The 21,338-nt window shown below is 73.5% G+C and carries 17 protein-coding genes and 3 pseudogenes; 8 read left to right on the top strand and 12 right to left on the bottom strand.

Going from position 1 to position 21,338, the window contains the following annotated elements; translation table 11 throughout:
- Window positions 1–124 precede the first annotated feature (124 nt).
- Window positions 125–1,036 (top strand): transcriptional regulator CynR, encoded by a 912-nt coding sequence (cynR, locus tag SCK26_RS05905; RefSeq protein ID WP_318200196.1) that lies wholly within the window; start codon window positions 125–127, stop codon window positions 1,034–1,036.
- A 135-nt stretch (window positions 1,037–1,171) separates the two neighbouring features.
- Here the strand turns inward: cynR and SCK26_RS05900 are convergent.
- A pseudogene (locus SCK26_RS05900) lies at window positions 1,172–1,708 on the bottom strand (IS701 family transposase); the annotation flags it as partial.
- Between the two features lie 92 nt (window positions 1,709–1,800).
- Between SCK26_RS05900 and SCK26_RS05890 the strand changes: the two are divergent.
- A pseudogene (locus tag SCK26_RS05890) lies at window positions 1,801–2,633 on the top strand (IS5 family transposase).
- A 15-nt stretch (window positions 2,634–2,648) separates the two neighbouring features.
- On the opposite strand, the gene SCK26_RS05885 reads toward SCK26_RS05890, so the two are convergent.
- Window positions 2,649–3,152: an NUDIX hydrolase gene (locus SCK26_RS05885; protein WP_318200193.1), complete on the bottom strand. Its 504-nt coding sequence runs from the start codon at window positions 3,150–3,152 to the stop codon at window positions 2,649–2,651.
- 94 nt (window positions 3,153–3,246) lie between these two features.
- On the opposite strand from SCK26_RS05885, the pseudogene SCK26_RS05880 reads away from it, so the two are divergent.
- Window positions 3,247–3,387: pseudogene (locus tag SCK26_RS05880) on the top strand (transposase); the annotation flags it as partial.
- 604 nt (window positions 3,388–3,991) lie between these two features.
- On the opposite strand, the gene SCK26_RS05875 reads toward SCK26_RS05880, so the two are convergent.
- On the bottom strand, window positions 3,992–5,146 hold the full coding sequence (locus SCK26_RS05875; protein ID WP_318200192.1) for a Dyp-type peroxidase: 1,155 nt from the start codon (window positions 5,144–5,146) through the stop codon (window positions 3,992–3,994).
- Window positions 5,147–5,366: 220 nt separating this feature from the next.
- On the opposite strand from SCK26_RS05875, the gene SCK26_RS05870 reads away from it, so the two are divergent.
- The gene (locus tag SCK26_RS05870) at window positions 5,367–6,578 is read left to right on the top strand and encodes a nitrous oxide reductase family maturation protein NosD (protein ID WP_318205929.1); all 1,212 of its coding nucleotides are present in this window, start codon (window positions 5,367–5,369) and stop codon (window positions 6,576–6,578) included.
- A gap of 7 nt (window positions 6,579–6,585) precedes the next feature.
- Here the strand turns inward: SCK26_RS05870 and SCK26_RS05865 are convergent, their stop codons facing one another.
- Complete coding sequence (locus tag SCK26_RS05865; RefSeq protein ID WP_318205928.1) at window positions 6,586–7,281, bottom strand: hypothetical protein; 696 nt, start codon at window positions 7,279–7,281, stop codon at window positions 6,586–6,588.
- Window positions 7,282–7,499: 218 nt separating this feature from the next.
- Complete coding sequence (locus SCK26_RS05860) at window positions 7,500–10,025, bottom strand: SdrD B-like domain-containing protein (RefSeq protein ID WP_318200191.1); 2,526 nt, start codon at window positions 10,023–10,025, stop codon at window positions 7,500–7,502.
- Between the two features lie 555 nt (window positions 10,026–10,580).
- On the opposite strand from SCK26_RS05860, the gene SCK26_RS05855 reads away from it, so the two are divergent.
- Genes SCK26_RS05855 through SCK26_RS05845 form a run of 3 tightly spaced genes read left to right on the top strand, consistent with a single transcriptional unit; the run spans window position 10,581 to window position 13,876 of the window.
- Entirely contained in the window at window positions 10,581–10,826 is a 246-nt protein-coding gene (locus SCK26_RS05855) for a hypothetical protein (RefSeq protein ID WP_318200190.1), read from the top strand.
- A gap of 28 nt (window positions 10,827–10,854) precedes the next feature.
- Window positions 10,855–12,609, top strand: coding sequence for a cation acetate symporter (locus SCK26_RS05850; protein WP_318200189.1), 1,755 nt, complete (start codon window positions 10,855–10,857; stop codon window positions 12,607–12,609).
- Window positions 12,610–12,652: 43 nt separating this feature from the next.
- On the top strand, window positions 12,653–13,876 hold the full coding sequence (locus SCK26_RS05845; protein WP_318200188.1) for a sensor histidine kinase: 1,224 nt from the start codon (window positions 12,653–12,655) through the stop codon (window positions 13,874–13,876).
- 10 nt (window positions 13,877–13,886) lie between these two features.
- Here the strand turns inward: SCK26_RS05845 and SCK26_RS05840 are convergent, their stop codons facing one another.
- From SCK26_RS05840 to SCK26_RS05810, 7 genes are all read right to left on the bottom strand, one after another.
- Window positions 13,887–15,332 carry an amino acid permease gene (locus SCK26_RS05840; protein ID WP_318200187.1) on the bottom strand — a complete coding sequence of 482 codons (1,446 nt, stop codon included), beginning with the start codon at window positions 15,330–15,332 and terminating at the stop codon, window positions 13,887–13,889.
- 177 nt (window positions 15,333–15,509) lie between these two features.
- The gene (locus SCK26_RS05835; RefSeq protein ID WP_318200186.1) at window positions 15,510–16,202 is read right to left on the bottom strand and encodes a GntR family transcriptional regulator; all 693 of its coding nucleotides are present in this window, start codon (window positions 16,200–16,202) and stop codon (window positions 15,510–15,512) included.
- A 32-nt stretch (window positions 16,203–16,234) separates the two neighbouring features.
- Window positions 16,235–17,236 carry a proline racemase family protein gene (locus SCK26_RS05830; RefSeq protein WP_318200185.1) on the bottom strand — a complete coding sequence of 334 codons (1,002 nt, stop codon included), beginning with the start codon at window positions 17,234–17,236 and terminating at the stop codon, window positions 16,235–16,237.
- A 22-nt stretch (window positions 17,237–17,258) separates the two neighbouring features.
- Window positions 17,259–18,155, bottom strand: coding sequence for a dihydrodipicolinate synthase family protein (locus SCK26_RS05825; RefSeq protein WP_318200184.1), 897 nt, complete (start codon window positions 18,153–18,155; stop codon window positions 17,259–17,261).
- Between the two features lie 43 nt (window positions 18,156–18,198).
- Window positions 18,199–19,596 (bottom strand): NAD(P)/FAD-dependent oxidoreductase, encoded by a 1,398-nt coding sequence (locus tag SCK26_RS05820; protein ID WP_318200183.1) that lies wholly within the window; start codon window positions 19,594–19,596, stop codon window positions 18,199–18,201.
- Window positions 19,589–19,891: a (2Fe-2S)-binding protein gene (locus tag SCK26_RS05815; RefSeq protein WP_318200182.1), complete on the bottom strand. Its 303-nt coding sequence runs from the start codon at window positions 19,889–19,891 to the stop codon at window positions 19,589–19,591. The genes SCK26_RS05820 and SCK26_RS05815 overlap by 8 nt, the downstream gene beginning before the upstream one ends.
- Complete coding sequence (locus tag SCK26_RS05810; RefSeq protein ID WP_318200181.1) at window positions 19,888–21,054, bottom strand: FAD-binding oxidoreductase; 1,167 nt, start codon at window positions 21,052–21,054, stop codon at window positions 19,888–19,890. Before SCK26_RS05810 ends, SCK26_RS05815 begins: the two co-directional genes overlap by 4 nt.
- 129 nt (window positions 21,055–21,183) lie before the next feature.
- On the opposite strand from SCK26_RS05810, the gene SCK26_RS05805 reads away from it, so the two are divergent.
- Window positions 21,184–21,306 (top strand): putative leader peptide, encoded by a 123-nt coding sequence (locus SCK26_RS05805; protein WP_318200180.1) that lies wholly within the window; start codon window positions 21,184–21,186, stop codon window positions 21,304–21,306.
- The last annotated feature ends 32 nt before the right edge of the window (window positions 21,307–21,338 follow it).

The following is a 21,338-nucleotide window of genomic DNA, read 5'->3' as shown; positions in this document are numbered from 1 at the left end:
GTCACTCCCTTCGGGTGGGGATCGGCCCCTGTGGGCTGGTGAGATCCACCATGCATGACCTCCTCCTATAGTGTCCAAGAGCTATTAGGAATAGAAGCTATTGTTCACATCTATAGTTCGTTCCATGGCTGTTCTCGAACTGCGTCACCTGCGTTATCTCCTCGCCGTGGCCGAACACGGCAACTTCACCCGCGCCGCCGAGGAGCTGCACATCTCCCAGCCCACGCTCTCCCAGCAGATCAAGCAGCTGGAGCGGACCCTGGGCGTGCAGCTGCTGGACCGCACCGGCCGCACGGTGCGGCTCACCGACGCCGGTGCCGTCTACACCGACCACGCCCGGCGCGCGCTGCGCGACCTGGCCGCCGCCGAACGCGCCGTCCACGACGTCCAGGACCTCACCCGCGGTCACCTGCGACTGGGCGTCACTCCCACCTTCACCGCCTATCTGGTGGGCCCGCTCACCGCCGAGTTCCACACCCGCCACCCCGGCATCAACCTCACCCTGATGGAAATGACCCAGGACCGCATCGAAGCGGCCCTGCTCGCCGACGACCTCGACCTCGGCATCGCCTTCGCCGGCCCCCACCTCTCCGGCATCACCGCCACCGCCCTGTTCACGGAGACGCTCACTCTGGTCACCGGCACCCGCCGGCCCGACGCCGGCCAAGTCTCCCCGCTACCCGTAAAGAAGCTCACCGACCAGCAACTCGCCCTGCTCAGCGGTGACTTCGCCACCCGCGGTCACATCGACGCCTACTTCAGCCGCCACCGGACCGCCCCGCGCATCAGGGTCGAGGCCAACTCCATCCAGGCCCTCACCGAGATCGTCCAGCGCACCGGCCTGGCCACCGTCCTGCCCGACGCCATCACCCATGACCACCCCCATCTGACCCCCGTCCCCCTCGACCCGCCCCTACCCACCCGCACCGTCACCCTCCTGCACCGCGACGGCGCCTACCGCGGCGCCGCCACCCGCGCCTTCACCCGACTCACCCACGACCTCGTCCGCACCCGCGGCTACACACCCGCTCCATAGCCCGCCGGACCAGCCGGGGGGGAGCCCAGGCCGACACCGTCCAGGTCCGCGGCGATCTCTCCTCCAGCGACGCGAGCACCGCGTCACCTCACGCGGAACAGCCCGGCCCGAAACGCGGTCACCGCACATCGTCCCGAGCGCCAGTCGGGTCTTCGAGGCATGCCCGACCTCGTCAGGGACCCCGGCCCTGCTTCGCCGGTCGTGGTCACCGGCCCACTCCTCGGGCAGGAACAGCTCCCAATCCAGCGGGCACGATGCGGTGTCGGTGGCCGCGTGCACGCTGACCGCGACCTGGCAGTTCGCCCGCTTGCCCAACGCCCCGCAGTACTGGCGGGCCACCCCCACCGACGCGGTGCCGCACTTGGGAAACGACACATCATCGACGACCCACACCTCAGGGCGGACCGCCTCGCACAACCGCTCGGCGATCCGCCGCCGCACCGGCAACGGATCCCACGGCGACTGGTTCACGAACTGCTGCAGGGCCTGCATGTTGCCGTCCGGCAGCCGCTCGGCCATCGGCTGGATCGACTTCCGCCGGCCGTCCAGCATCAGCCCCCACAGATAACACGCGCCCCACCGCCGCTGATCCCGCTGCGGCAACGACCCGAACACATCGGCAACGAACTGCGATAGCTCACCCCGGAGCCGTTCCACTTCCCCCAGCCTCATGCCCGACAGATACCCGCCACAGGCAAGTTCACCCAACGTAACGAAGCACTACTAGGTCGTGTCCGCAAAGTGTTGGCGTCGTTGGTCTGTTCATGGTGCGTCGTCATGAGCTGACCGATGAGTCGTGGTCGGTGATCGAGCCGTTGCTGGCGCCGGCGCGGATGGGCCGGCCGGTGCGGGACCGCCGCCAGGTGGTCAACGGCATCCTGTGGAAGCTGTCGACGGGGGCCGCCTGGCGGGACCTGCCCGAACGTTACGGCCCGTGGAAGACGGTCTACGAACGCTTCCGCCGCTGGTCCGCCGACGGCACCTGGGACCGGCTCCTGGCCCATGTCCAGCAGCACTCGGATGCCGTCGGCACGGTCGACTGGACGGTCGTGTGTGTCGACTCCACCACCGTGCGGGCCCACCAGCATGCGGCCGGGGCCCGAAAAGGGGGCTCTGGCCGGGTGAGGCGATCGGCCGGTCCCGCGGCGGGCTGACCACGAAGATCCACCTCGCCTGCGACGGGCGGGGCCGGCCACTGGCCTTCACCATCACCGCCGGAAACGTCAACGACTGCACCCAGTTCGAGCAGGTCATGGCCCGCATCAGCGTCCGCCGGCGCGGGCCCGGACGGCCCCGTACCAGGCCTGAGCGGGTCGTCGCCGACAAGGGCTACTCGTCCATGAAGATTCGCTCCTACCTGCGCAGGCGCGGCATCAAGGCGGTGATCCCGGAGCGGATCGACCAGATCAACGGCCGCCTGCGCCGAGGCGAGAGTCTGTGCCGGCTGGACCGGGCCGCCTACCGGCGCCGCAACGTCGTCGAGCGCTGCTTCAACCGGCTCAAGCATCACAAGGCCCTGGCCACCCGCTACGACAAACGCGCCCGCCACTACCAAGCCCTGGTCACCCTCGCCTGCCTACAACTCTGGCTGCCCTGACTTTGCGGACACGATCTAGGGCGTGTCCGGGCGATCTTGTAGGGCTTTCGCGATCAGGTCGTGGATGAGGTATTCGCCGGGAGCTCGGTTCTCCTTGAGGCGGTGCAGGCCGGCGGGACCGAACCAGTCGTAGGCGGTGTGCTTGGACCATTCCAGGGCGGGGTGGCCCAGGTCGCCGTCGACCTCGACGAGGTAGTCGGCCTCGTGCCGCAGTCCGTCCCCGTCGTCGCCGGTCCAGGTGGTGATGCCGAGGAGGCGCCGGACGCGGCGCAGACGCCATCCGGTCTCCTCTTCCACTTCGCGGGCGAGGGTGTCCAGCAGGGTTTCGCCGGGCTCGACGTGGCCGCCGGCGATGTCCCAGCAGTCGGGGAAGAGCCGCCGTTCAGGGCTGCGTTTCTGGGCGAAGGCGTGGCCGTCCTGATTGAGGATGACGGCCCCGACCGCCCACATCTCGCCGTCGGCGGGCGCGGGGAACTCGACGCCGTCGTCCACGGTCACGCGGTGCTGATCGTCCGACATGTCCTCACTGTAGGGCCGTGTCCGGCCGCTGGTCTGGAGCGTTGACCGTGGCATGACGGGACGGGGAGATCTTTCGGACGGGTAATGGCAGCGGCTGGAGTCGTTGCTGCCAGTGAGTAACAACCGGTGCGGGCGGTGGCGGGACCACCGGCAGGTGGTCAATGGGATACTGCACCGGGTGCGGACCGGGGTGCCGCGGCGCGACCTTCCGGAACGATTCGGGCAGGTGACCACGACGGCCCGCGGGGCGGTGTGCACGCGGGCGGCGGCGGTCTCGCCGACACCCGCCGCGTACTCCCCGGTGGCCGCCGCGGGGGCCGTGGGTGTGGTCGCGGTCGGCGCCGCCGTCGGTCGTACGGAGCCCGCTTGTTAGGCGGGGTGAGGACGGTGTGGACCTGCGAGGAAGGGTCCGAACGGAAGCCCCAGGACCGAGTGGGTGATCGGCTGCAGCAGGCTGAACGAGGTCAACGCCCTGATCGTCGCCCGCACCTGGATATCCAAGCCGTGAGGAGGCTGAGTGCCATGCCCTCGACACTTCGTCAGGGGTACGACGTCCGTGTGCTCGCGGTACGGCCCTGGGGGCTGGACGTGCTGCTCCCAGACGGCACCGCGGGCCTGATCGACAACACGAAGGACCCGCACTGGCCGGACGGTGACCAGCACGCAGTTGCCGGAACGGTGGTCCGCGCCGTCGTTTTTGGACGACGAGAGAGACCCCGTCCGGATGAGCGCCCTCGACGACGACCGGGCCGTCCCCCGTGCCCTGCGGGGGGCCACGGGTCGTTAGCCGCGGCCCTCGGCGCGGGGGTCCGGACCACCGCGCCGTGCCGCCGGGCCGGTCAGCGGAACAGGCCGGCGCCGAGGGGCCGTTGGTGGTCGAAACCGGGCAGGACGAGGAAGGTGGCGGTGGCGGTGGTGGTGGTGAATCCGAGCAGCGCGTCGGAGCCGTCCATATGGGCCAGCGTCTTCGTGAAGGTGCGCAGGTCGTTCTGGAAGCTGATGAAGAGCAGCCCGGGGGAGGGCTCGTCGGTGCTGTAGGAACGGCGGAGCATGAGGCCGGCGCCGACCACGCCCGGGTGGGCCCGGCGGACGTGGGCATCGGCCGGGACGAGGTAGCGCCCGTCCGGTGTCTTGGCGCCCAGCTGCGGGTCCGAGGCCACGGTTCCGCCGGACAGGGGCGCGCCACTGGCCCGGCGCCGGCCGAAGACCGCTTCCTGGTCGGCGACGGAGAGCGCGGCGAACCGCGGCAGGTCGAGTTCCATGCGCCGTACCACGGCGATCGTGCCGCCGGCGACGGGAGCCGGCCCGGCCAGCCACAGGTGGCGCCGCTGTTCGGCATCCGTGTGCGGGCCCACGATGCCGTCGATGAAACCGAGCAGGTTGCGGGGCGCGGAGACGCCCTTGGTCACGGGAACGTCCGGGCCGCGGCGTCCGGACTGCCGCCAGCGTTCCCGGACCCGGTCGCCGGCCTGCCGCAGCAGCGCGGTGGCGACGACCGGCAGCAGCAAGGGGTCGCCGGCGCAGATCTGCAACAGCAGGTCACCGCCGCGCGACCGCGGCGCGATCCGCTCGCGGGAGAAGCGGGGGAGGTCCGCCGCGCCGGGCAGGGAGGGGCCGGCCCGGCGCACCAGCCGGGGGCCCACGCCGATCGTCACGGTGAGATCGCCCGGCGGCAGGCCCAGCAGCCGGGGATCGGCTCCCGCGGTGAGCGCGTGCACGGCCCGGCCGAGTTCGGCCAGCAGCGGGCCGACGGCCACGCCGTCGGTGACATCGGCCACCACCGCCAGGAGGTTCGGCTGGGCCGGTTGCGGGAGCGTGACGCCCGCCTGATGGCGACCGGTCGCCGCGACCCGTGGGGTCGACGCCGGGGATGGGGGCCGGTCCTGCCGGACCGCGGGCGCTTCGCATCCGGCCGTGAGCCCGGTGGCCGCCGCCACGGCCCCGGTGGCACCGATGAACGCGCGGCGTGACGGATGGGCGTCGGCTCGGCTCACGGAGCGAAGAATGCCATATCCCTTCCCCGCGCGGCGAGTTGGCCGGCCTCGCGCCGGGAGCACTTCATGCCAGGATGAGGCCATGCCCATGCCTCGTCTCCGTCTTCGTGTGATGGCCGCGTTACTGAGCACCCTGGCCTGCCTGCTGGCGGCCTGCGGGTCCGGCGGCGACGGATCGGACGACGGCCGGCGACCGTCCGGGGCGCACGTGACGATCAGAGTGCCGGCCGACGCCCCGACGATCTCGGCGGCGGTCTCCCTCGCCCGTCCCGGTGACCTGGTACTGGTCGCGGCGGGCGTCTACCACGAGTCGGTGAGGGTCTCCACGCCGCGCATCACCCTGCGGGGTGAGTCCCGCGACAAGGTCGTCATCGACGGGCGGCTGCGGCAGCCGAACGGCGTCGTCGTCTCCGCGCCCGGAGTGGCCGTGGAGAACCTGACCGTGCGGAACAACACGCAGAACGGCGTCCTGGTCACCGGCTCGGCCAAGGCGGCGGCCGGCCTGCCGGGGCAGAGCGGCGGCTACGACACCGGCGACGAGCCCGTCACCTTCCTGAAGTCGTTCCTGGTCTCGTACGTGACCGCGACCCGCAACGGCCTGTACGGCATCTACGCGTTCTCCGCGCAGAACGGCGTCATCGAGCACTCGTACGCCTCGGGCGGGGCCGACTCGGGCATCTACGTCGGCCAGTGCAAGCCGTGCCGCATCGTGGTGCGGGACAACATCGCCGAACTCAACGCGGTCGGTTACGAGGGCACCAACGCCGGCGGCGACATGTACGTGGTGGGCAACCGCCTGGCCGGCAACCGGGTCGGACTCACCACCAACTCCGACCACCAGGAGAAACTGCTCCCGCAGCGGGACGCCGTCATCGCGGGCAACCTGATCGCCGCCAACCAGCAGAGGGCCACACCGGAGCAGGCCGACGGCGGATGGGGCACCGGCATCGGCATCGACGGCGGCAGCGGCAACCGGTTCCTCCGCAACCGCGTCACCGGCAACGGCAACGCCGGGCTGGTGATCACCGCGACCGCCGACATCCCTCCGGTCGGCAACCAGATCGTGGACAACGCCTTCAGCGACAACGGCGTCGACGTCGGCTGGTCGTTCCCCACCGCCACGCGGGGACGGGGCAACTGCCTGCGGGGCAACGACCTGCGGACGACGGTGCCCGCGCGGCTCGCGACCGGCGCGGCCTGCCCGCTGCCCGCCGGGTCACCGTCGCCGGCCGGCACCTGGGCGGCGCCGCGGGCGCCTGGCGGCATCCCGTTCAGCGAGGTCGCCGCGCCCGGTCCGCAGCCGCAGTTCCCCCGTGCCACCGGCACGGGCGCCACCGCCGTCCCGGCCGTTCCGGAGCTGCCGAAGACGGCGGACATCTCGCTGCCGTCCGGCTCCCTGCTCGCCGCGCACGCGCGGGTGCGCACGCCCTGAACGGCGGTTACCGGGCCGGGATGACGCCGGGCACCGGCTCGACCGGAAGGTACTTCTGGGTGTCGAAGGCGATGACCACCGGCTGCGACTCGGAGTCCACGCGGACGCGGACCCGGTACATGGTGCCGTCCGAGCCGATCCAGTAGCGCACGTTGCCGGCCGTACCGGAGCGGTCGGGGGAGGACGGCCCGGTCATGACGTCCACCGGGTGCCCGGCCACCCGGTCGCGCCCCCGCCAGGAGGCGCCGTTCTGCGGCAGCAGTTCGGCGTTGTCCGGCCGGTCGCTGCCGAGCTTGAGGGCGATGGCCAGCGAACTGTCCAGCGCGCTGCCGGACGATCGCAGCGGACGGCGGTACCAGCCGGAGCGGGGTGGTGAGGCGGGGGCGTGCGCCGGGGCGTTCGCCATCGGGCGGACGAACACCGCGGTGGCCGTCCACTGGATCAGCCCGTCACTGGAGGTGCCGCGCCCGGTGCCGTGCACCACGCCGTACCCGAGCTTGCCCCGGTAGTCGACGGACCCGGTGACGGTCAGCTCCCCGGCTGTGCCCGGCACCGTGATCGTCACCGCGCGGCCCCGTGCCTCGAAGTTGCGGAACCGGGTGATCGCCAGCCGGTTCGCCTCGTCCGAGGTCAGTGCGCGCGGACCGCCGGAGCCGGAGCCGCCGCCGGTGAGAAGGAACGCGGCCGCCGCGACGGCCGCCAGGCCGAGCGCGGCCGCCGCCCAGCGTGGCCGGGCCCATCGGCGCCGGCCGGCCGCACGGCCCGGTGGGACTTGCCGGATTCTCCCGCTCCGCACGCGGTTCGACGCTGGCACTCTTCCGTTTCTTCCTTTCGGTCGCCGCACTGCCCGGCCGGGACGCGATCCGCCCGCCCGCGCACCGGATGGCGCGCGGGCGGGCAGATCGGCGTCGTCCAGTGCGTTCAGTGTTTCCTGGCGCGACGCTTCTGGCTCATGAACGCGATGACCAGGCCCGCGCTCACCAGCAGACCGGCGAGTGCGATCATCTTCGGCATCCCGGACATACCGGTGTTCGCCATCGAACCCGAACGCGTGTCCCCGCCGCCCGGGCCCGGGTTGGCCGGCGGCGCGGGTGACGGTTGTGTCGAGGCCGGCGGCGAACTGGGGGCGGGAGTCGGGGACGGGGTCGGAGTGGGAGTGGGAGTGGGAGTGGGGCTCGGTGTCGCCTTCGGGACGTAGACCCCGGCGTCGATGGTGTGGTCGACGCCGCCCGGCTTGTCCGGCGCGGTGACGGGCGCGGTGCCGATGCACAGCCGGCCGGTGGTCGGCGGGGTCACATTGGAGTCGTGCGCACGGTCGGCACCGGCCCGCGGGAGCGTGAACCTCAGTGCGCTCGTCGGCGGTTGCCCGGGCACCTGGCCGGTGTCCGCGGTGCACACGTCGAACTGCACGGTGTACTTCGCGCCCGGCGTGAGTTCGTACGCGGCGCCGACACCACCGAAGTAGTACTCGCCGGCGGCGTTGGTCCGGGTCGTGGCGACCTGTTTGCCGTCGGCGTCCAGCAGGTTGACCGTCGCCCCCGGCAGCAGCACGTGCCCCGGGTCCTGGATTCCGTTGTGGTCGCCGTCGAACCACACGACGTTGCCGATCTGGATCGGCGCGTTCGCCGCCGCGTAGGCGATGTCACCGAGCCCGCCGGCCTTGCCGAACCCGCCTTGTTCGCGGCTGACGAACTGGAATCCGTTGGCCTTCGGGTTGTTGCCCGGGCCCTGACCGGTCGCGATGTCGTGGTACCCGGTCCCCGAGGTCGCGACGTCGACGACCGGGTCGAACTCCGTGCTGACGACCCACTGCTGCTGCGGGATGTAGGCCACCGACCCCAGCGCGGTCTCCTGGTGCGAGTTGGCGTAGAAGTCGCCCGGGAAGTATTCGACGACATCTGCGGGCTGGCCGCCGTTGTTGGCGGGAGCGGCGTGGTTGGGGCAGCTTCCGGTGCCTTCCCACTGGTACTCACCGGTGGCGGTGGCGCAGACCATGGTGATGTCACCACCGGACATGCCGTTTTCCGCCGTGTCGTTGCCCGGGCGGGGGTCCAGGCCGCCCCAGCCGAGCACGTCCATGAACCGGTCGCGGAAACCCAGGATCATCGAGCCGTCGCGGCCGAAGGCCAGGGAGGACAGCTCCGGCTGCGGATCGATGAAGTAGTAGCCAGCCTTGCGGTCGTCCCACGAGTCCAGGCCGGTGTTCCACGGGTTCCAGTGGGTGGCCTTGTCGCCGGTATCGAAGACGGTGCCGCGGACGTCCGTGAGCGGGTGGCTCAGCACCGTGGTGAACCGCTTGCCGTCGAAGGTGGCGACGACGGCCTTCAGGTCCTGGCGGTCCTTCGTGCTCTCCGCACTGCACACACCGCCGACGTACAGCGTGTTGTCGTGGGCCTGAAGCCCGAAGGGCCGCCAGTCGCCGCGGCCCGCGCATCCCGGGTCCGGGATCGGGACCGTCGCCTTGGGCGCCGAGGCGGTGGCCCCGGTCGCGTCGAAGCTCACCAGGCTGCGGGTGCGCAGGTTGACCGCGTACAGCGTGGCGCCGTCCTCCGACAGGGCCAGGCCGCCGATGCTCTCCTTGCCCGGCGCGTCGGTGAATCCGGCGTCCTTGATCAGGTTCGCGGTGTCGTGCCGCGTCTCCGCCGCGTCCGGCACCCGCGCGAACAGCTTCGGCGTACCCGAGCCGTCGGCCGGCACCGTGTAGATCGCGCCGCCGCCCTGCGGCCCGTACGCGGCGTACCGGCGGGCGAACGCGCTCTGGAACAGCCGGGACCGGTTCGTGTCGTACGCCAGCCCGAACGTCGTGCCCACCTGGTCCTGTGTGGCGAGCGTGGTCGGGCACGCCGTATCGGTGGGACACGTGCCGCGGACCTTCGTCCCGAACGCCACCAGCGCCCGGTTGTCTTTCCCGTTGGGGCCGTTGTGGACCGGCACGAAGTACCGGGAGTCCGGCAGCGCGTAGTCGGCCGGATTCCACACCCCCGTCACCACCGAGGCGTTCTTGCCGTCCGACAGGTCCACGAACGACGTGAAGCTGTCGAAGTGGTTCTCCGCCGTCGACGCGGGCGCCGGCCGCAGATGACCGCTGTACGGCGCCGGGACGCTGACGTCGACGCGGTACCGGCCGCCGCTCAGCGCGCTCGACCCCGGCACCACGACTTTTCCGGTGGCGTCCGTGACGCCGGTGACCACGTGCCCGGCGGGGTCGGTGACCTCCACCCGCATGCCTCGCTGCGGCACGTCCATCGTCGTGTTGATCACGCCGGTGCCGAAGAAGTCGCGCAGTACCTGGACCGTCAGCGTGCCGTCGGCGGCCGCGGCGGTGGCCGGTCCGGCCGTCACTCCGGCGGCGGCGCCTGCCAATAAGAGGGCGGACAAGCCCGTGCGCGCCAGCGGCTGGACAAGCCTCCTGGCCGCCCGGGGCGAGTCTCTGCCGACTCGGTTCATGGCATCACACTCCACACTTTCGTTGTCTTGAAACCAGGCAGGCAAAGAAAAGCGGCCCACTGCTGTCGCGTGGGCCGCTTTACGATGACCGTTCGTGGATATGGCGGACAGGCCGTAAGCACCGCATGCCGGAAAAAGCGAACACGCGTTCAGATGCTCGGGAGGGGCCGCTTCGCTCCGGGTGTTTCCACAGCTCAATCACGGTACTCTCGCCCCCACCGCCGACCTCGCCGACCGCCATCGCGAGCAGCGCGCGACATTCTATCCATGGCGGTCCCGCCGTCACCAGCAGAACCGGAATGTGCGGGAATCCCGGAGCGCCGGAGAATGGCGGCCGGAAAACGGGCCCCGGCCGGGAGCTGTCCCCGCGCATCGGTGGTGCGTACACTCCACTGCGACGTGTGATCTTCGCGGGCCGGAGGGCGCGGCATGGGTGGACCCGGGACTCCCCGACGTGAAGTGGTCACGGGGGTTTCCCGGCTGGCCAGGCCGGTGCGCGGTCCGGCGCGGTCCGTTCCGGTGCGTCCCGCGGACGGTGCCGGGCCGAGAGAACTGATGCGACGTCAGTTTCGGCTGGGGCTGGCCGTGTTCGGAGTGCTCGTCGGCGTGGTCGGGGCGTTGCCCCTCGTGTTCGCGGCCCTGCCCGACCCGGCGGTCCGGCCGGCGGGCGCGCTGGTCGTGTGGGCCGTCCTCGGGGTCGGTGTCTACCCGCTGCTCGTCGTCGTCGGCCGGTGGTACGTCGTACGGGCCGAGCGCAACGAACGGGACGTGGCGGACGGGGACGAAGGGGCTCGGCGGTGACCGGCGCCGGAGCGCGCGGGGCCGCCGGGTGAGCCAGGCGTACGGCATCGTGGCCGTGTCGGCGGCCGTCCTGGCGACCCTGGTGATCGGCTCGTTGGGACTGCGTGTCTCCCGCACCACGTCCGACTTCTACGTCGCCTCCCGCACCGTGCCGCCGTACCTCAACGCCATGGCCGTCAGCGGGGAGTACCTCTCGGCGGCCTCCTTCCTCGGCATCGCCGGACTCGTCGCCGCCGAGGGCGTCCAGATGCTCTGGTTCCCCGTCGGCTACGCGGCCGGCTACCTCGTCCTGCTCGCCTTCGTCGCCGCCCCGCTGCGCCGCTCCGGCGCCTACACCCTGCCCGACTTCGCCGACTCACGGCTCGAGTCCACGGCCGCCCGGCGCGTCGCCGGTGTCCTCGTCGTCGGCGTCGGCTGGCTCTACCTGCTGCCGCAGCTCCAGGGCGCGGGCCTGACCCTCGGCCTGGTCACCGGTGCGCCGCACTGGCTCGGCGGCGTGCTCGTCGCCGTCGTCGTCACCCTGGCCGTGGCCGCCGGCGGCATGCGCGGCATCACCTTCGTCCAGGCGTTCCAGTACTGCCTGAAGCTGACCGCCCTCCTCGTGCCCGCGGTCTTCCTGCTGCTCGCCTGGCACGGCGACCCGCGTCCCGCCAGTGCCGTGGAGGAGCCGCCGACCTTCCGCCGGCACACCGAGGTCACCGTCGACAGCACCGTGCGGCTCCGGATCGGGACACCGCTGCGGGCCGCCGCCACCGGCGCCGTGGACGGCAGGGGCTACGACGGCGGGCCGCTGGTGCTGGAGCCCGGTGTGCACGAGATCCGGGCCGGGACCACGCTCCGGTTCCCGCCCCGGACCCCGGTGCCCGAGCGCGTGAGCGGCGACGGCCCGGCGGACGGCGCCGCCGGCTGGGCCGCACCGCTGTCCGGCGGCGAGGAGGAGCACCCCCTCTACGCCACGTACGGGCTGATATGCGCCACGTTCCTCGGCACCATGGGGCTGCCGCACGTCCTCGTCCGCTTCTACACCAACCCCGACGGCCGCGCCGCCCGGCGCACCACCGTGATCGTGCTCGCCCTCGTCGGCGGCTTCTACCTGCTGCCGCCCCTCTACGGCCTCCTCGGCCGGCTCTACGCCCCCGACCTGCTGCTCACCGGCGACACCGACGCCGCCGTCCTCGTCCTGCCCGAGCGGCTGATCGGCGGCACCGCCGGTGACCTGCTCGGCGCGCTGATCGCCGCCGGTGCCTGCGCGGCGTTCCTGTCCACCGCCTCCGGGCTCATCCTGTCCGTCGCGGGCGTGCTCAGCCAGGACGTGCTGCCCTCGCTCGGCGTCCGCCGCTTCCGGCTCGCCACGCTGCTGGCGGTGGCCGTGCCCGGCACGGTGAGCGTGGCCGCCGGGCAGCTTCCCGTCGCCAGCGCCGTGGGACTCGCCTTCGCCGTGGCCGCCTCCTCCTTCTGCCCGCTGCTGATGCTCGGCATCTGGTGGCGCGGACTGACCCCGCCCGGCGCGATCGCGGGACTCCTCGCCGGCGGCGGCGGCGCCCTGACCGCCGTCACCCTGACGATCGCCGGGCCGCCGGCCCGGGGCTGGGCGCACTCCCTGCTCGCCTGGCCCGCCGTGTGGTCCGTCCCGCTCGGCTTCCTGACCATGATCCTGGTGTCCCTGGCCACCCGGAACCGCGTCCCCGCCGGCACCGAGGCCGCCATGGCCCGCCTCCACCTGCCCGAACGCCCGGCCGGCCGAAGCCCGTCCACCACCCGCCGAGGAGTGACGACACCATGACGACGAACCGGTGCCAGTGGTTCGCGGCCCACGGCTCGCCCCGGTGAACGGCCTCGCCTTGCTCGCCGCCGGAGCCCCGCTGCTCTTCGCCGCCGGCCTCGCCGCCGGGCGCCTGTCGGCCCGCCGATCGGACCGGGACGGCGCGGACCCCGGCACCCCCGTGGAGCGCGCCACCTTCCGCACCCTGCACACCGCCTCCGTGGCCGCGCCACCGCTGCGCGCCGGACTCACCCCGGACGCGGCCCGCAAGGCGGTACGCGGGCTGCGTCCGCTGTTCGGCACGGCCGCCCTCGCGCTCACGGCCGAGGACCGGCTGCTGGCCTGGGAGGGACCGGGCCGGCACCACGAGGAGACGGCCCTGGAGCGGGTGCGCCAGGTGCTGGACACCGGCCGGGCGCAGACTTTCGCCGTCGGCTGCCCGGAGCCGGACTGCCCGGTGCGCTGGGGCGCCGCCGCGCCGCTCACCGTGGACCGGCGTGTGCTCGGCGCGCTCGTCGTGCTCGGCGCCGGGGAGCCGGGGTCCGGGGCGCGGGCCACCGAGGAGGTGGCGCGCTGGGTCTCCGTCCAGCTCGAACTCGCCGACCTCGACCGGACCCGCACCGGACTGATCGAGGCGGAGATCCGCGCGCTGCGGGCGCAGATCTCCCCGCACTTCGTCTACAACTCCCTCGCGGCGATCGCGTCCTTCGTCCGCACCGACCCCGAGCGGGCCCGCGACCTGCTGCTGGAGTTCGCCGACTTCGCCCGCTACTCCTTCCGCCGCCACGGCGCGTTCACCACGCTCGCCGAGGAGCTGCGCGCCATCGAGCAGTTCCTGGAGCTGGTGCGGGCCCGGTTCGGCCGGCGGCTGGAGGTCACCCTGCGGATCGCCCCCGAGGTGCTGCCCGTGGCGGTCCCCTTCCTGTGCCTGCAGCCCCTGGTGGAGAACGCGGTCAAGCACGGGCTGGAGGAGAGCGCCGGGCGCGGCCGTATCACGATCACCGCGCGGGACGAGGGGGCGACGGCCCGGATCGTCGTCGAGGACGACGGGGTCGGCATGGAGCCGGACCGGCTGCGCGGGATCCTGCGCGGCGAGGACGGCCCGGCGGCGGGCATCGGGCTGCGCAACGTGGACGAGCGGCTGCGCCAGGTCTACGGCGACGAGCACGGCCTGGTGATCGAGACCGGCGTCGGAGCCGGGATGAAGATCACTATCCGGGTCCCGAAGTACCGGCCCGGAGTGCACCCCGCGCCCCCCGACCCCGTGCCCCCCGGCCGCCGGGACTAGGCCCCGCCGACTACGGCGCCTCGGCCGCCGGGGCTTCGGCCGCCGGGGTCTGCCTCCGCTGCCGTCGCGCCGCCATCACCGCGTAGACGATGATCCCGACGAACAGGAACAGCACGCCCTGGTACACGGCGGCGTAGCCGGCGCCCGCCATCAGCCAGACCGAGAACGCCGCGGCCACCGCGGTGATCACGGAGTCCCGCACCAGCCGCCCCCGGTCGACCGCCTCGGGCCGCCCGGCCACGAGGTGGAAGATCTGCGCGGCGGTGGCCAGCAGGTACGGCACGGTCGCGGTGAACGTGGTGACCAGGACCAGGACGTCGAAGACCTTGCCCGAGCCGGAGAAGTAGTTGTAGACGGTGAGCAGCGAGGCGAGGACGACCGTCACGCCCACGCCGACCGTGGGCACACCCCGCCGGCGGCGGGCGAAGGCGCTCGGGAACAGTCCGTCGCGCGCCGCCGCGTACGGCGTCTGGGCGCTGAGCAGGGTCCAGCCGTTGAGGCAGCCGGTCATGGACACCAGCGCGGCGAGCGCCACCGCCGTACCGCCCCAGCTGCCGCCGAACATCGTGTTCACGGCGTCCGAGAACGGCGCGGTGGAGGTCACCAGGCGGTCGTGCGCGACCGTGCCGAACACCGACACCGTGCCCAGCAGGTACACCAGCGCCGCACCCGCGGTGCCGATGACGGTGGCGCGGCCCACGTTGCGGCGGGCGTTCTCGACCTCGCCCGCGCTGACGGCGGCGGACTCCACGCCGAGGTAGGAGAAGAGCAGCAGCGCGGCGGAGGCGGACACCGCGCCGACCGCGCCGTGCCCGCTGGAGTTGAACGGGCCGAGCCGGTCGGGGTCGAAGAAGAACAGCCCGCCGACCGCGACCAGCAGCAGCGGGACGAACTTCAGCACGGTGGAGACCAGCTGGACGGCGCCCACGTACCGGGTGCCGGCGAAGTTGGCGAGCGCGGGCAGCCACTGCAGGGCGAGCGCGGCCAGGCAGGCGGTCCAGCGGTGGTCGTCGACCGGGATCAGCACGTCCAGGTAGCCGACGGCGGCGACGGCGAGCGCCGCGTTCGACACCCAGGTGGTGATCCAGTACGACCAGGCCGCGAGGAAGCCCGCGAAGTCGCCGAACGCCTCGCGGGCGTAGACGTAGGGGCCGCCGGTGCGCGGGTCCCGGGCGGCCAGCCGGCCGAAGACCAGGGCGAGCGCGATGGCGCCGACGGTCAGCACGCCGAAGGCGACCAGGCTGACCGTGCCGTAGGGGGCGATGGAGGCGGGCAGCAGGAAGATGCCGCCGCCGATGATGTTGCCCATGACCAGGGCGGTGGCGACGGGCAGGCCGAACCGGCGGGCATGCCTGCCGGCGTCGCCGTGCGGGTTCTCGGCGGGAACCGTGGGGGGCGCCGCGGGGGTCTCCGCGGAGGCCGGAGCCGACCGTGCGACGGTTCCGGTGTTGTGCATGGGTGGTGCGCCTCTCATGGAACGGATGTTCCCGGGATCACCGGGACGGGTTCCATGGTCGGGGATGCGCCGATCTGGCTCAAAATCGCCGTTTTTTGTTCCGTGCGGGCCGCCGGATCGCGCAAAAAACGTCGCGGCGCGGACCCGTGGCCGCCAGATGTCCGCCGCCCGGGGAGGTCAGTCCGCCGCCCACAGGCCGCGCACATGCCCCAGATGCCGGGTCATGATCTCGCGGACGGCCCGCTCGTCGCGTTCCAGCAGGGCGTCCAGCAGCTCCAGGTGCTCCTCGGCGGAGGCGAGCAGCCGGCCCGCCCGCACCAGCGCGGTCAGCCCGTACAGCCGGGAGCGCCCGCGCAGGTCGGCGACGACCTCGACCAGGTGCGCGTTGCCCGCTAGGGCGAGCAGGCCGAGGTGGAAGCGGGTGTCGGCCTCGACGTAGGCGATCAGGTCGCCCGCCGCGGCGGCGGCGACGATCTCCCGGGCCGCCGGGCGCAGCGCCTCCAGCGAGACCCGGTCGGCGGTGCGGGCCAGGTCCGCCACGGTCGGGATCTCGACGAGCGCCCGGATGTGCGTGTACTCGTCCAGCTGCCGGTCGGAGACGGCCGTGACCCGGAAGCCCTTGTTGGGCACGGTGTCGACCAGTCCCTCCTTGGCCAGGTCGAGCATCGCCTCCCGTACCGGTGTCGCCGAGACACCGAACCGGGCGGCCAGCGAGGGCGCCGAGTACACCTCGCCCGGCCGCAGCTCGCCCGCGATCAGCGCGGCGCGCAGGGCGTCCGCGACCCGCTCGCGGTAGCTGCTGCGCCGTCCGCCGAGCCGCGGGAGCGCGGACAGCTCCGCGTCACGCGTGTTCTGTGCCATGTCACGCATCACCGGGGTGAGTGTAGAGGAGCCCGGCGGGCCTACAGGACGAACCCCTCGGGGAACGGGTCGTCCGGGTCCAGCAGGTACTGCGCCGTCCCGGTGATCCACGCGCGGCCGGTGAAGCTGGGCAGCACGGCCGGCACCCCGGCGACCTCGGTCGTCCCCAGCAGCCGTCCGGTGAACCGGGTGCCGATGAAGGACTCGTTCACGAACTCGGTGCCCAGGGGCAGTTCGCCGCGGGCGTGCAGCTGCGCCATGCGCGCGCAGGTGCCGGTGCCGCAGGGGGAGCGGTCGAACCAGCCCGGGTGGATGACCATGGCGTGCCGGGAGTGCCGGGCGGTGGCGCCGGGCGCGTACAGGTGGACGTGGTGGCAGCCGCGGATGGACGCGTCCTGCGGGTGGACCGGCTCGTCCTGTTCGCCGATCGCCCGCATCAGCTCCAGTCCCGCCGCCAGGATGTCGTCCTTGCGGGCGCGGTCGAAGGGCAGCCCGAGGGCGTCGACGGGCAGGATGGCGTAGAAGTTGCCGCCGTAGGCGAGGTCGTAGCCGACGGTGCGGCCGTCGGGCAGGGTGACCTCGCGGTCCAGGCCGGCGGCGAACGACGGGACGTTGCGCAGCGTCACGCTCCGGGCCGCGCCGCCCTCCACCGCGACCTCGGCGACCACGACCCCCGCCGGAGTGTCCAGCCGGATGGTGGTCACCGGCTCGGTGACCTCCACCATGCCCGTCTCGACCAGGACGGTGGCCACCCCGATCGTGCCGTGCCCGCACATCGGCAGATAGCCGGACACCTCGATGTAGATGATCCCCCAGTCGCAGTCCGGGCGGGTCGGCGGCTGCAGGACCGCGCCGCTCATCGCGGAGTGGCCGCGCGGCTCGTTCATCAGCAACCGCTTGACGTGGTCGCGGTGTTCGCGGAAGTACAGCCGCCGTTCGTTCATCGTCGCGCCGGGCACGGTGCCGATCCCGCCGGTGATCACCCGGGTCGGCATGCCCTCGGTGTGCGAGTCGACGGCGTGCAGGACGAGCTTGCTGCGCATCTTCCGGTCTCCTTCCCGGTCGTCAGGCCAGCCCCGCGGCCACGGCCTTCTCGGTGGCCGCGCGGACCGCGGCCTCCTGCTCGGGCGGCAGCGGGAGTCTGGGCGGGCGCACCGGGCCGCCGTAGCGCCCGACGACGTCCATGGAGAGCTTGATCGCCTGGACGAACTCGGTCCTGGAGTCCCAGCGCAGCAGCGGGTGCAGCTGCCGGTACAGGGGGAGCGCGGTGGCCAGGTCCCCGGCCGCCGCCGCGCGGTACAGCTCCACCGAGGCGCGCGGCAGCGCGTTGGGATAGCCGGCCACCCAGCCCTTGGCACCGGCCACCGCCAGCTCCAGCAGCACGTCGTCCGCGCCGACCAGCAGATCCAGTTCCGGCGCGAGTTCGGCGATCCGCCAGGCGCGGCGCACATCGCCGGAGAACTCCTTGACGGCCTGCACCAGTCCCTCGCCGTGCAGCCGGGCGAGGAGTTCGGGCACCAGGTCCACCTTGGTGTCGACCGGGTTGTTGTACGCCACCACCGGCAGGCCGGCCCGCGCGACCTCCGCGTAGTGGGCGAGGACGGAACGCTCGTCGGCGCGGTAGGCGTTGGGCGGCAGCAGCATCACCGCCGCGCAGCCGGCCGCGCCGGCCTGCTCGGCCCAGCGGCGGGCCTCGGCGGAGCCGTACGCGGCGACGCCCGGCACCACCCGCTCCCCGCCGATCGCGGCCACGGCGGTCTCCACCACCCGGGCCCGTTCCTCCGCGGTGAGCACCTGGTACTCGCCGAGCGAGCCGTTCGGCACGACGCCGTCACAGCCGCTCGCGACGAGCCGGGCGCAGTGCTCGGCGTAGCGGTCGTGGTCGACCGAGAGATCGTCGCGGAAGGGGAGGGCGGTGGCGACGAGGACGCCGTGCCAGGGACGGTGCGGTACGTCGGACATAAGGTCCTCTCTCTACGGTGTGACATGGCACTGAGGCGTGGTCCTACTCCGCGTCCGGCAGGCCGGCCAGGACCCCGAGCGGCACCGGCCGGGCGAACGGCCGGCGTCCGGCGGTGAGCGGACAGCCCGTCAGTCCGGCCACCGCGGGCCCGCACATCCGGCCCTGGCACCAGCCCATTCCGGCCCGGGTCAGCAGCTTCACGGTGCGCGCGTCCCCGGCGCCGAGCGTGCCGGCGGCCTCGCGCACCCGCCCGGCGGTGACCTCCTCGCAGCGGCACACCACCGTGTCGTCCGGCAGCCCGTCCGCCCAGCCCGCGGGCGGGGCGTACACCGCCTCCAGGGCCGCCGCGAACGCCCGCGCCCGGCTTCGCGCCCGGTCGGCGCCGGCCCGGCGGCGCGGGTCGGGAACGGCGCCGTACAGGCGCGCGGCGGCCGAGTGCCCGGCGATGTGCCCCTCGGCGAGCGCGAGGGCCGCGCCGCCGACGCCGGTGGCCTCCCCGGCGGCCCACACGCCGGGCACGTCGGTGCGCTGCTCGCCGTCGACCCGTACGGCGGTGCCGCTCAGGGCGCAGCCGAGGGCCTCGGCGAGGTCGGTGTGCGGCAGCAGCCCGTGGCCCACGGCGAGCGTGTCGCAGGCCAGGCGCCGGGCGGTGCCGGGCCGCGGGCGTCCGGCGCGGTCGAGCGCGGCCACCGTCACCGCCTCCAGCCGCCCGGTGCCGTGCGCCGCCACCACCGTGTGCCGCGTCAGGGTGCGCACCCGGTGCCGCAGCAGCCGGGCCGCGTACCCGGCGCCCTCGGCGAGTGTGCCGGGCCGGACGGTGAGGGCGGGCGCCCGGCGCAGCGCCGCGGCCGGACCGGCGGACTCGACCAGCGCCGCCACCCGGGCACCGGCGGCGGCGAGCCCGGTGGCCACCGGCAGCAGCAGCGGCCCGGTCCCGGCGACCACGGCCACCCGCCCGGGCAGCACCAGTCCGCCCTTGAGCATGGCCTGCGCACCGCCCGCCGTGACGACGCCGGGCAGCGTCCAGCCCGGGAAGGGCAGCACCCGCTCGTAGCCGCCGGTGGCGAGGACCACGGCGTCGGCGCGGACGGTGACACCCTCCTCCTGGCCGGGACCGCGCAGAGCGTGCACGGTGAATCCGCCGGAGCCGGACTCCCGTGCGACACACCACACATGATGATCCGTCAGATGAACGAGGCGGCCCGCCGCGCGGTGCCGTCCGAGGCCCGCCCGCAGCCGCTCCCAGGTGCGCCGCCGGTGGTGCGGCGCGGGGGGCCGGCGGGCGCCGAGGGCGGCGGCCGGCTGCCGGTAGAACTGCCCGCCGGCCTGGTCGGCCGCGTCGACCAGGATCACCCGGACACCGCGTGAGGCCGCCGCCAGGGCCGCGGCCAGGCCGGCGGGGCCCGCGCCGACGACGGCGAGCCGGGGCCGCTCAGTCATCGTCCCGGCCCGTTCCCCGTTGCGTGCGGATCACGTCTCCCGGGCGCACCGGCACCAGACAGGCCCGTTGGTTCGGCCGGTCGTTGACGGTCACCAGGCAGTCGAAGCACACCCCGATGCCGCAGAACACGCCGCGCGGCTTGCCGGTGCCCCGTGTGCCGCGCCAGGCCGTCACGCCCGCCGCCCACAGCGCCGCCGCGACCGTCCGGCCCGGCAGCGCCCGCAGGGGCCGGCCGTCGAAGGTGACCGTACAGGCCGGGCCCGGCCGGGCCCGTGTCCGCTTCAGAGGATTCACCGGTCCTCGCCTTTCCGTGTGTCGAACCGCTCCGGACGGAACGGCGTGAGGTCCAGTTCCGGCGCCGTTCCGGTGAGCGCCCGCGCGATCGACAGCCCGGTGCCGGGCGCGAGTCCGATGCCGGCGCCCTCGTGCCCGCAGGCGTGGAACAGGCCGGGCGCGCGGGGGTCGGGGCCGATCGCCGGCAGGTGGTCGGGCAGATACGGGCGGAAGCCCGCGTACGTCCGCAGCGCGTGGACCCGTTCCAGGAAAGGGAACAGCCCGATGGCCCCGGCGGCGAGCGCCCGGACCGCGCGCAGCGACAGCGAACGGTCGAAGCCCACCCGCTCCCGGGTGGCGCCGATCAGCACCGGCCCGGCCGCCGTGCCCTCCACGACCGGCGAGGTGCGCAGCCCGGCCGAGTCGCTGGCCACGTCGGCCACATAGTCCGCCGCGTAGACCTTGTGCCGGATCCTGCGCGGCAGCGGCTCGGTGACCAGGACGAAGCCGCGCCGGGGGAGCACCGGCAGCCGGACGCCGGCGAGCGCCGCGAGGTCGCCGCCCCAGGTGCCGGCCGCGTTCACCACCGCCGGGGCGTGGAGATCGCCCCGGTCGGTGCGGACGCCGTACACCGTGCCGCCGGCCGTGCGCAGCACCCCGGTCACGGTGTGGCCGAGGTGCAGCCGGGCGCCGGAGGCGCGGAGCAGCCGGGCGGCGGCGAGCGCGGGCATGACCTGGGCGTCCTGCGGATAGTGCGTCCCGCCCGCCATGCCGGGCGCCAAGTACGGCTCCAGCGCGGAGAGTTCACTCGGACCGACCGGCACGGCCGCGACGCCGGCGGACCGCTGGCCCGCGGCGAAGTCCCGCAGCGCGGCCAGCGCGCCGGGCGTGGAGGCGACCACCAGGCCGCCCTTGGGCTCGTACTCCATCTCGGCGGCGGCGCCCGGCTCCTCGGCCAGCTCCGCCCACAACCGGGCCGACAGCAGGGCGAGTTCCAGCTCCGGGCCCGGCTCCTTGTCGGAGACCAGCAGGTTGCCCTCGCCCGCTCCGGTGGTGCCGCCGGCCACCGGGCCCCGGTCCACCACCCGTACCTCCAGGCCGGCCCGGGCGGCGTACAGCGCACAGGCCGCGCCCGCCATCCCGGCTCCGACGACCACGACATCGCAGGTCAGCCGCTTCGCCACGTCAGTACTATGTCACATGTTTCTCACTCTGAGGAGACCCCCGACTCCGGTGCGTGGACAGCCCCTTGACGTCCTACCGAGCCGGATCGACACTCCAGGGAGGGAATCCTAGTGAACAGGTAGGAAATCATGACGCGCCTCGCACCGGGCACCGGCCGTACGGCCCGGACCCCGTGGCGCGCACCCCTGCTCACCTCCCGCCGCCACATCGACCTCCAGCGTGTCTGCAGCGCGATCAGCCGCCGCCGCTGAACCGGGCCCCTCGGCCCCGCCGGCCGGCCGAC

It is taken from the genome of Streptomyces sp. SCL15-4, assembly GCF_033366695.1.
In the GTDB taxonomy this organism is placed as follows: Bacteria; Actinomycetota; Actinomycetes; order Streptomycetales; family Streptomycetaceae; genus Streptomyces.
The sequence above is the reverse complement of the archived record's forward strand: the minus strand, read 5'-3'. Positions and strand labels throughout refer to the sequence as shown.

Coding starts and splice junctions, on each gene's coding strand:
- cynR (WP_318200196.1), top strand. CDS start 125: ATGGCTGTTCTCGAACTGCGTCACCTGCGTTATCTCCTCGCCGTGGCC.
- SCK26_RS05885 (WP_318200193.1), bottom strand. CDS start 3,152: ATGTCGGACGATCAGCACCGCGTGACCGTGGACGACGGCGTCGAGTTC.
- SCK26_RS05860 (WP_318200191.1), bottom strand. CDS start 10,025: ATGAACCGAGTCGGCAGAGACTCGCCCCGGGCGGCCAGGAGGCTTGTC.
- SCK26_RS05855 (WP_318200190.1), top strand. CDS start 10,581: ATGCGACGTCAGTTTCGGCTGGGGCTGGCCGTGTTCGGAGTGCTCGTC.
- SCK26_RS05840 (WP_318200187.1), bottom strand. CDS start 15,332: ATGCACAACACCGGAACCGTCGCACGGTCGGCTCCGGCCTCCGCGGAG.
- SCK26_RS05835 (WP_318200186.1), bottom strand. CDS start 16,202: ATGCGTGACATGGCACAGAACACGCGTGACGCGGAGCTGTCCGCGCTC.
- SCK26_RS05830 (WP_318200185.1), bottom strand. CDS start 17,236: ATGCGCAGCAAGCTCGTCCTGCACGCCGTCGACTCGCACACCGAGGGC.
- SCK26_RS05825 (WP_318200184.1), bottom strand. CDS start 18,155: ATGTCCGACGTACCGCACCGTCCCTGGCACGGCGTCCTCGTCGCCACC.
- SCK26_RS05820 (WP_318200183.1), bottom strand. CDS start 19,596: ATGACTGAGCGGCCCCGGCTCGCCGTCGTCGGCGCGGGCCCCGCCGGC.
- SCK26_RS05805 (WP_318200180.1), top strand. CDS start 21,184: ATGACGCGCCTCGCACCGGGCACCGGCCGTACGGCCCGGACCCCGTGG.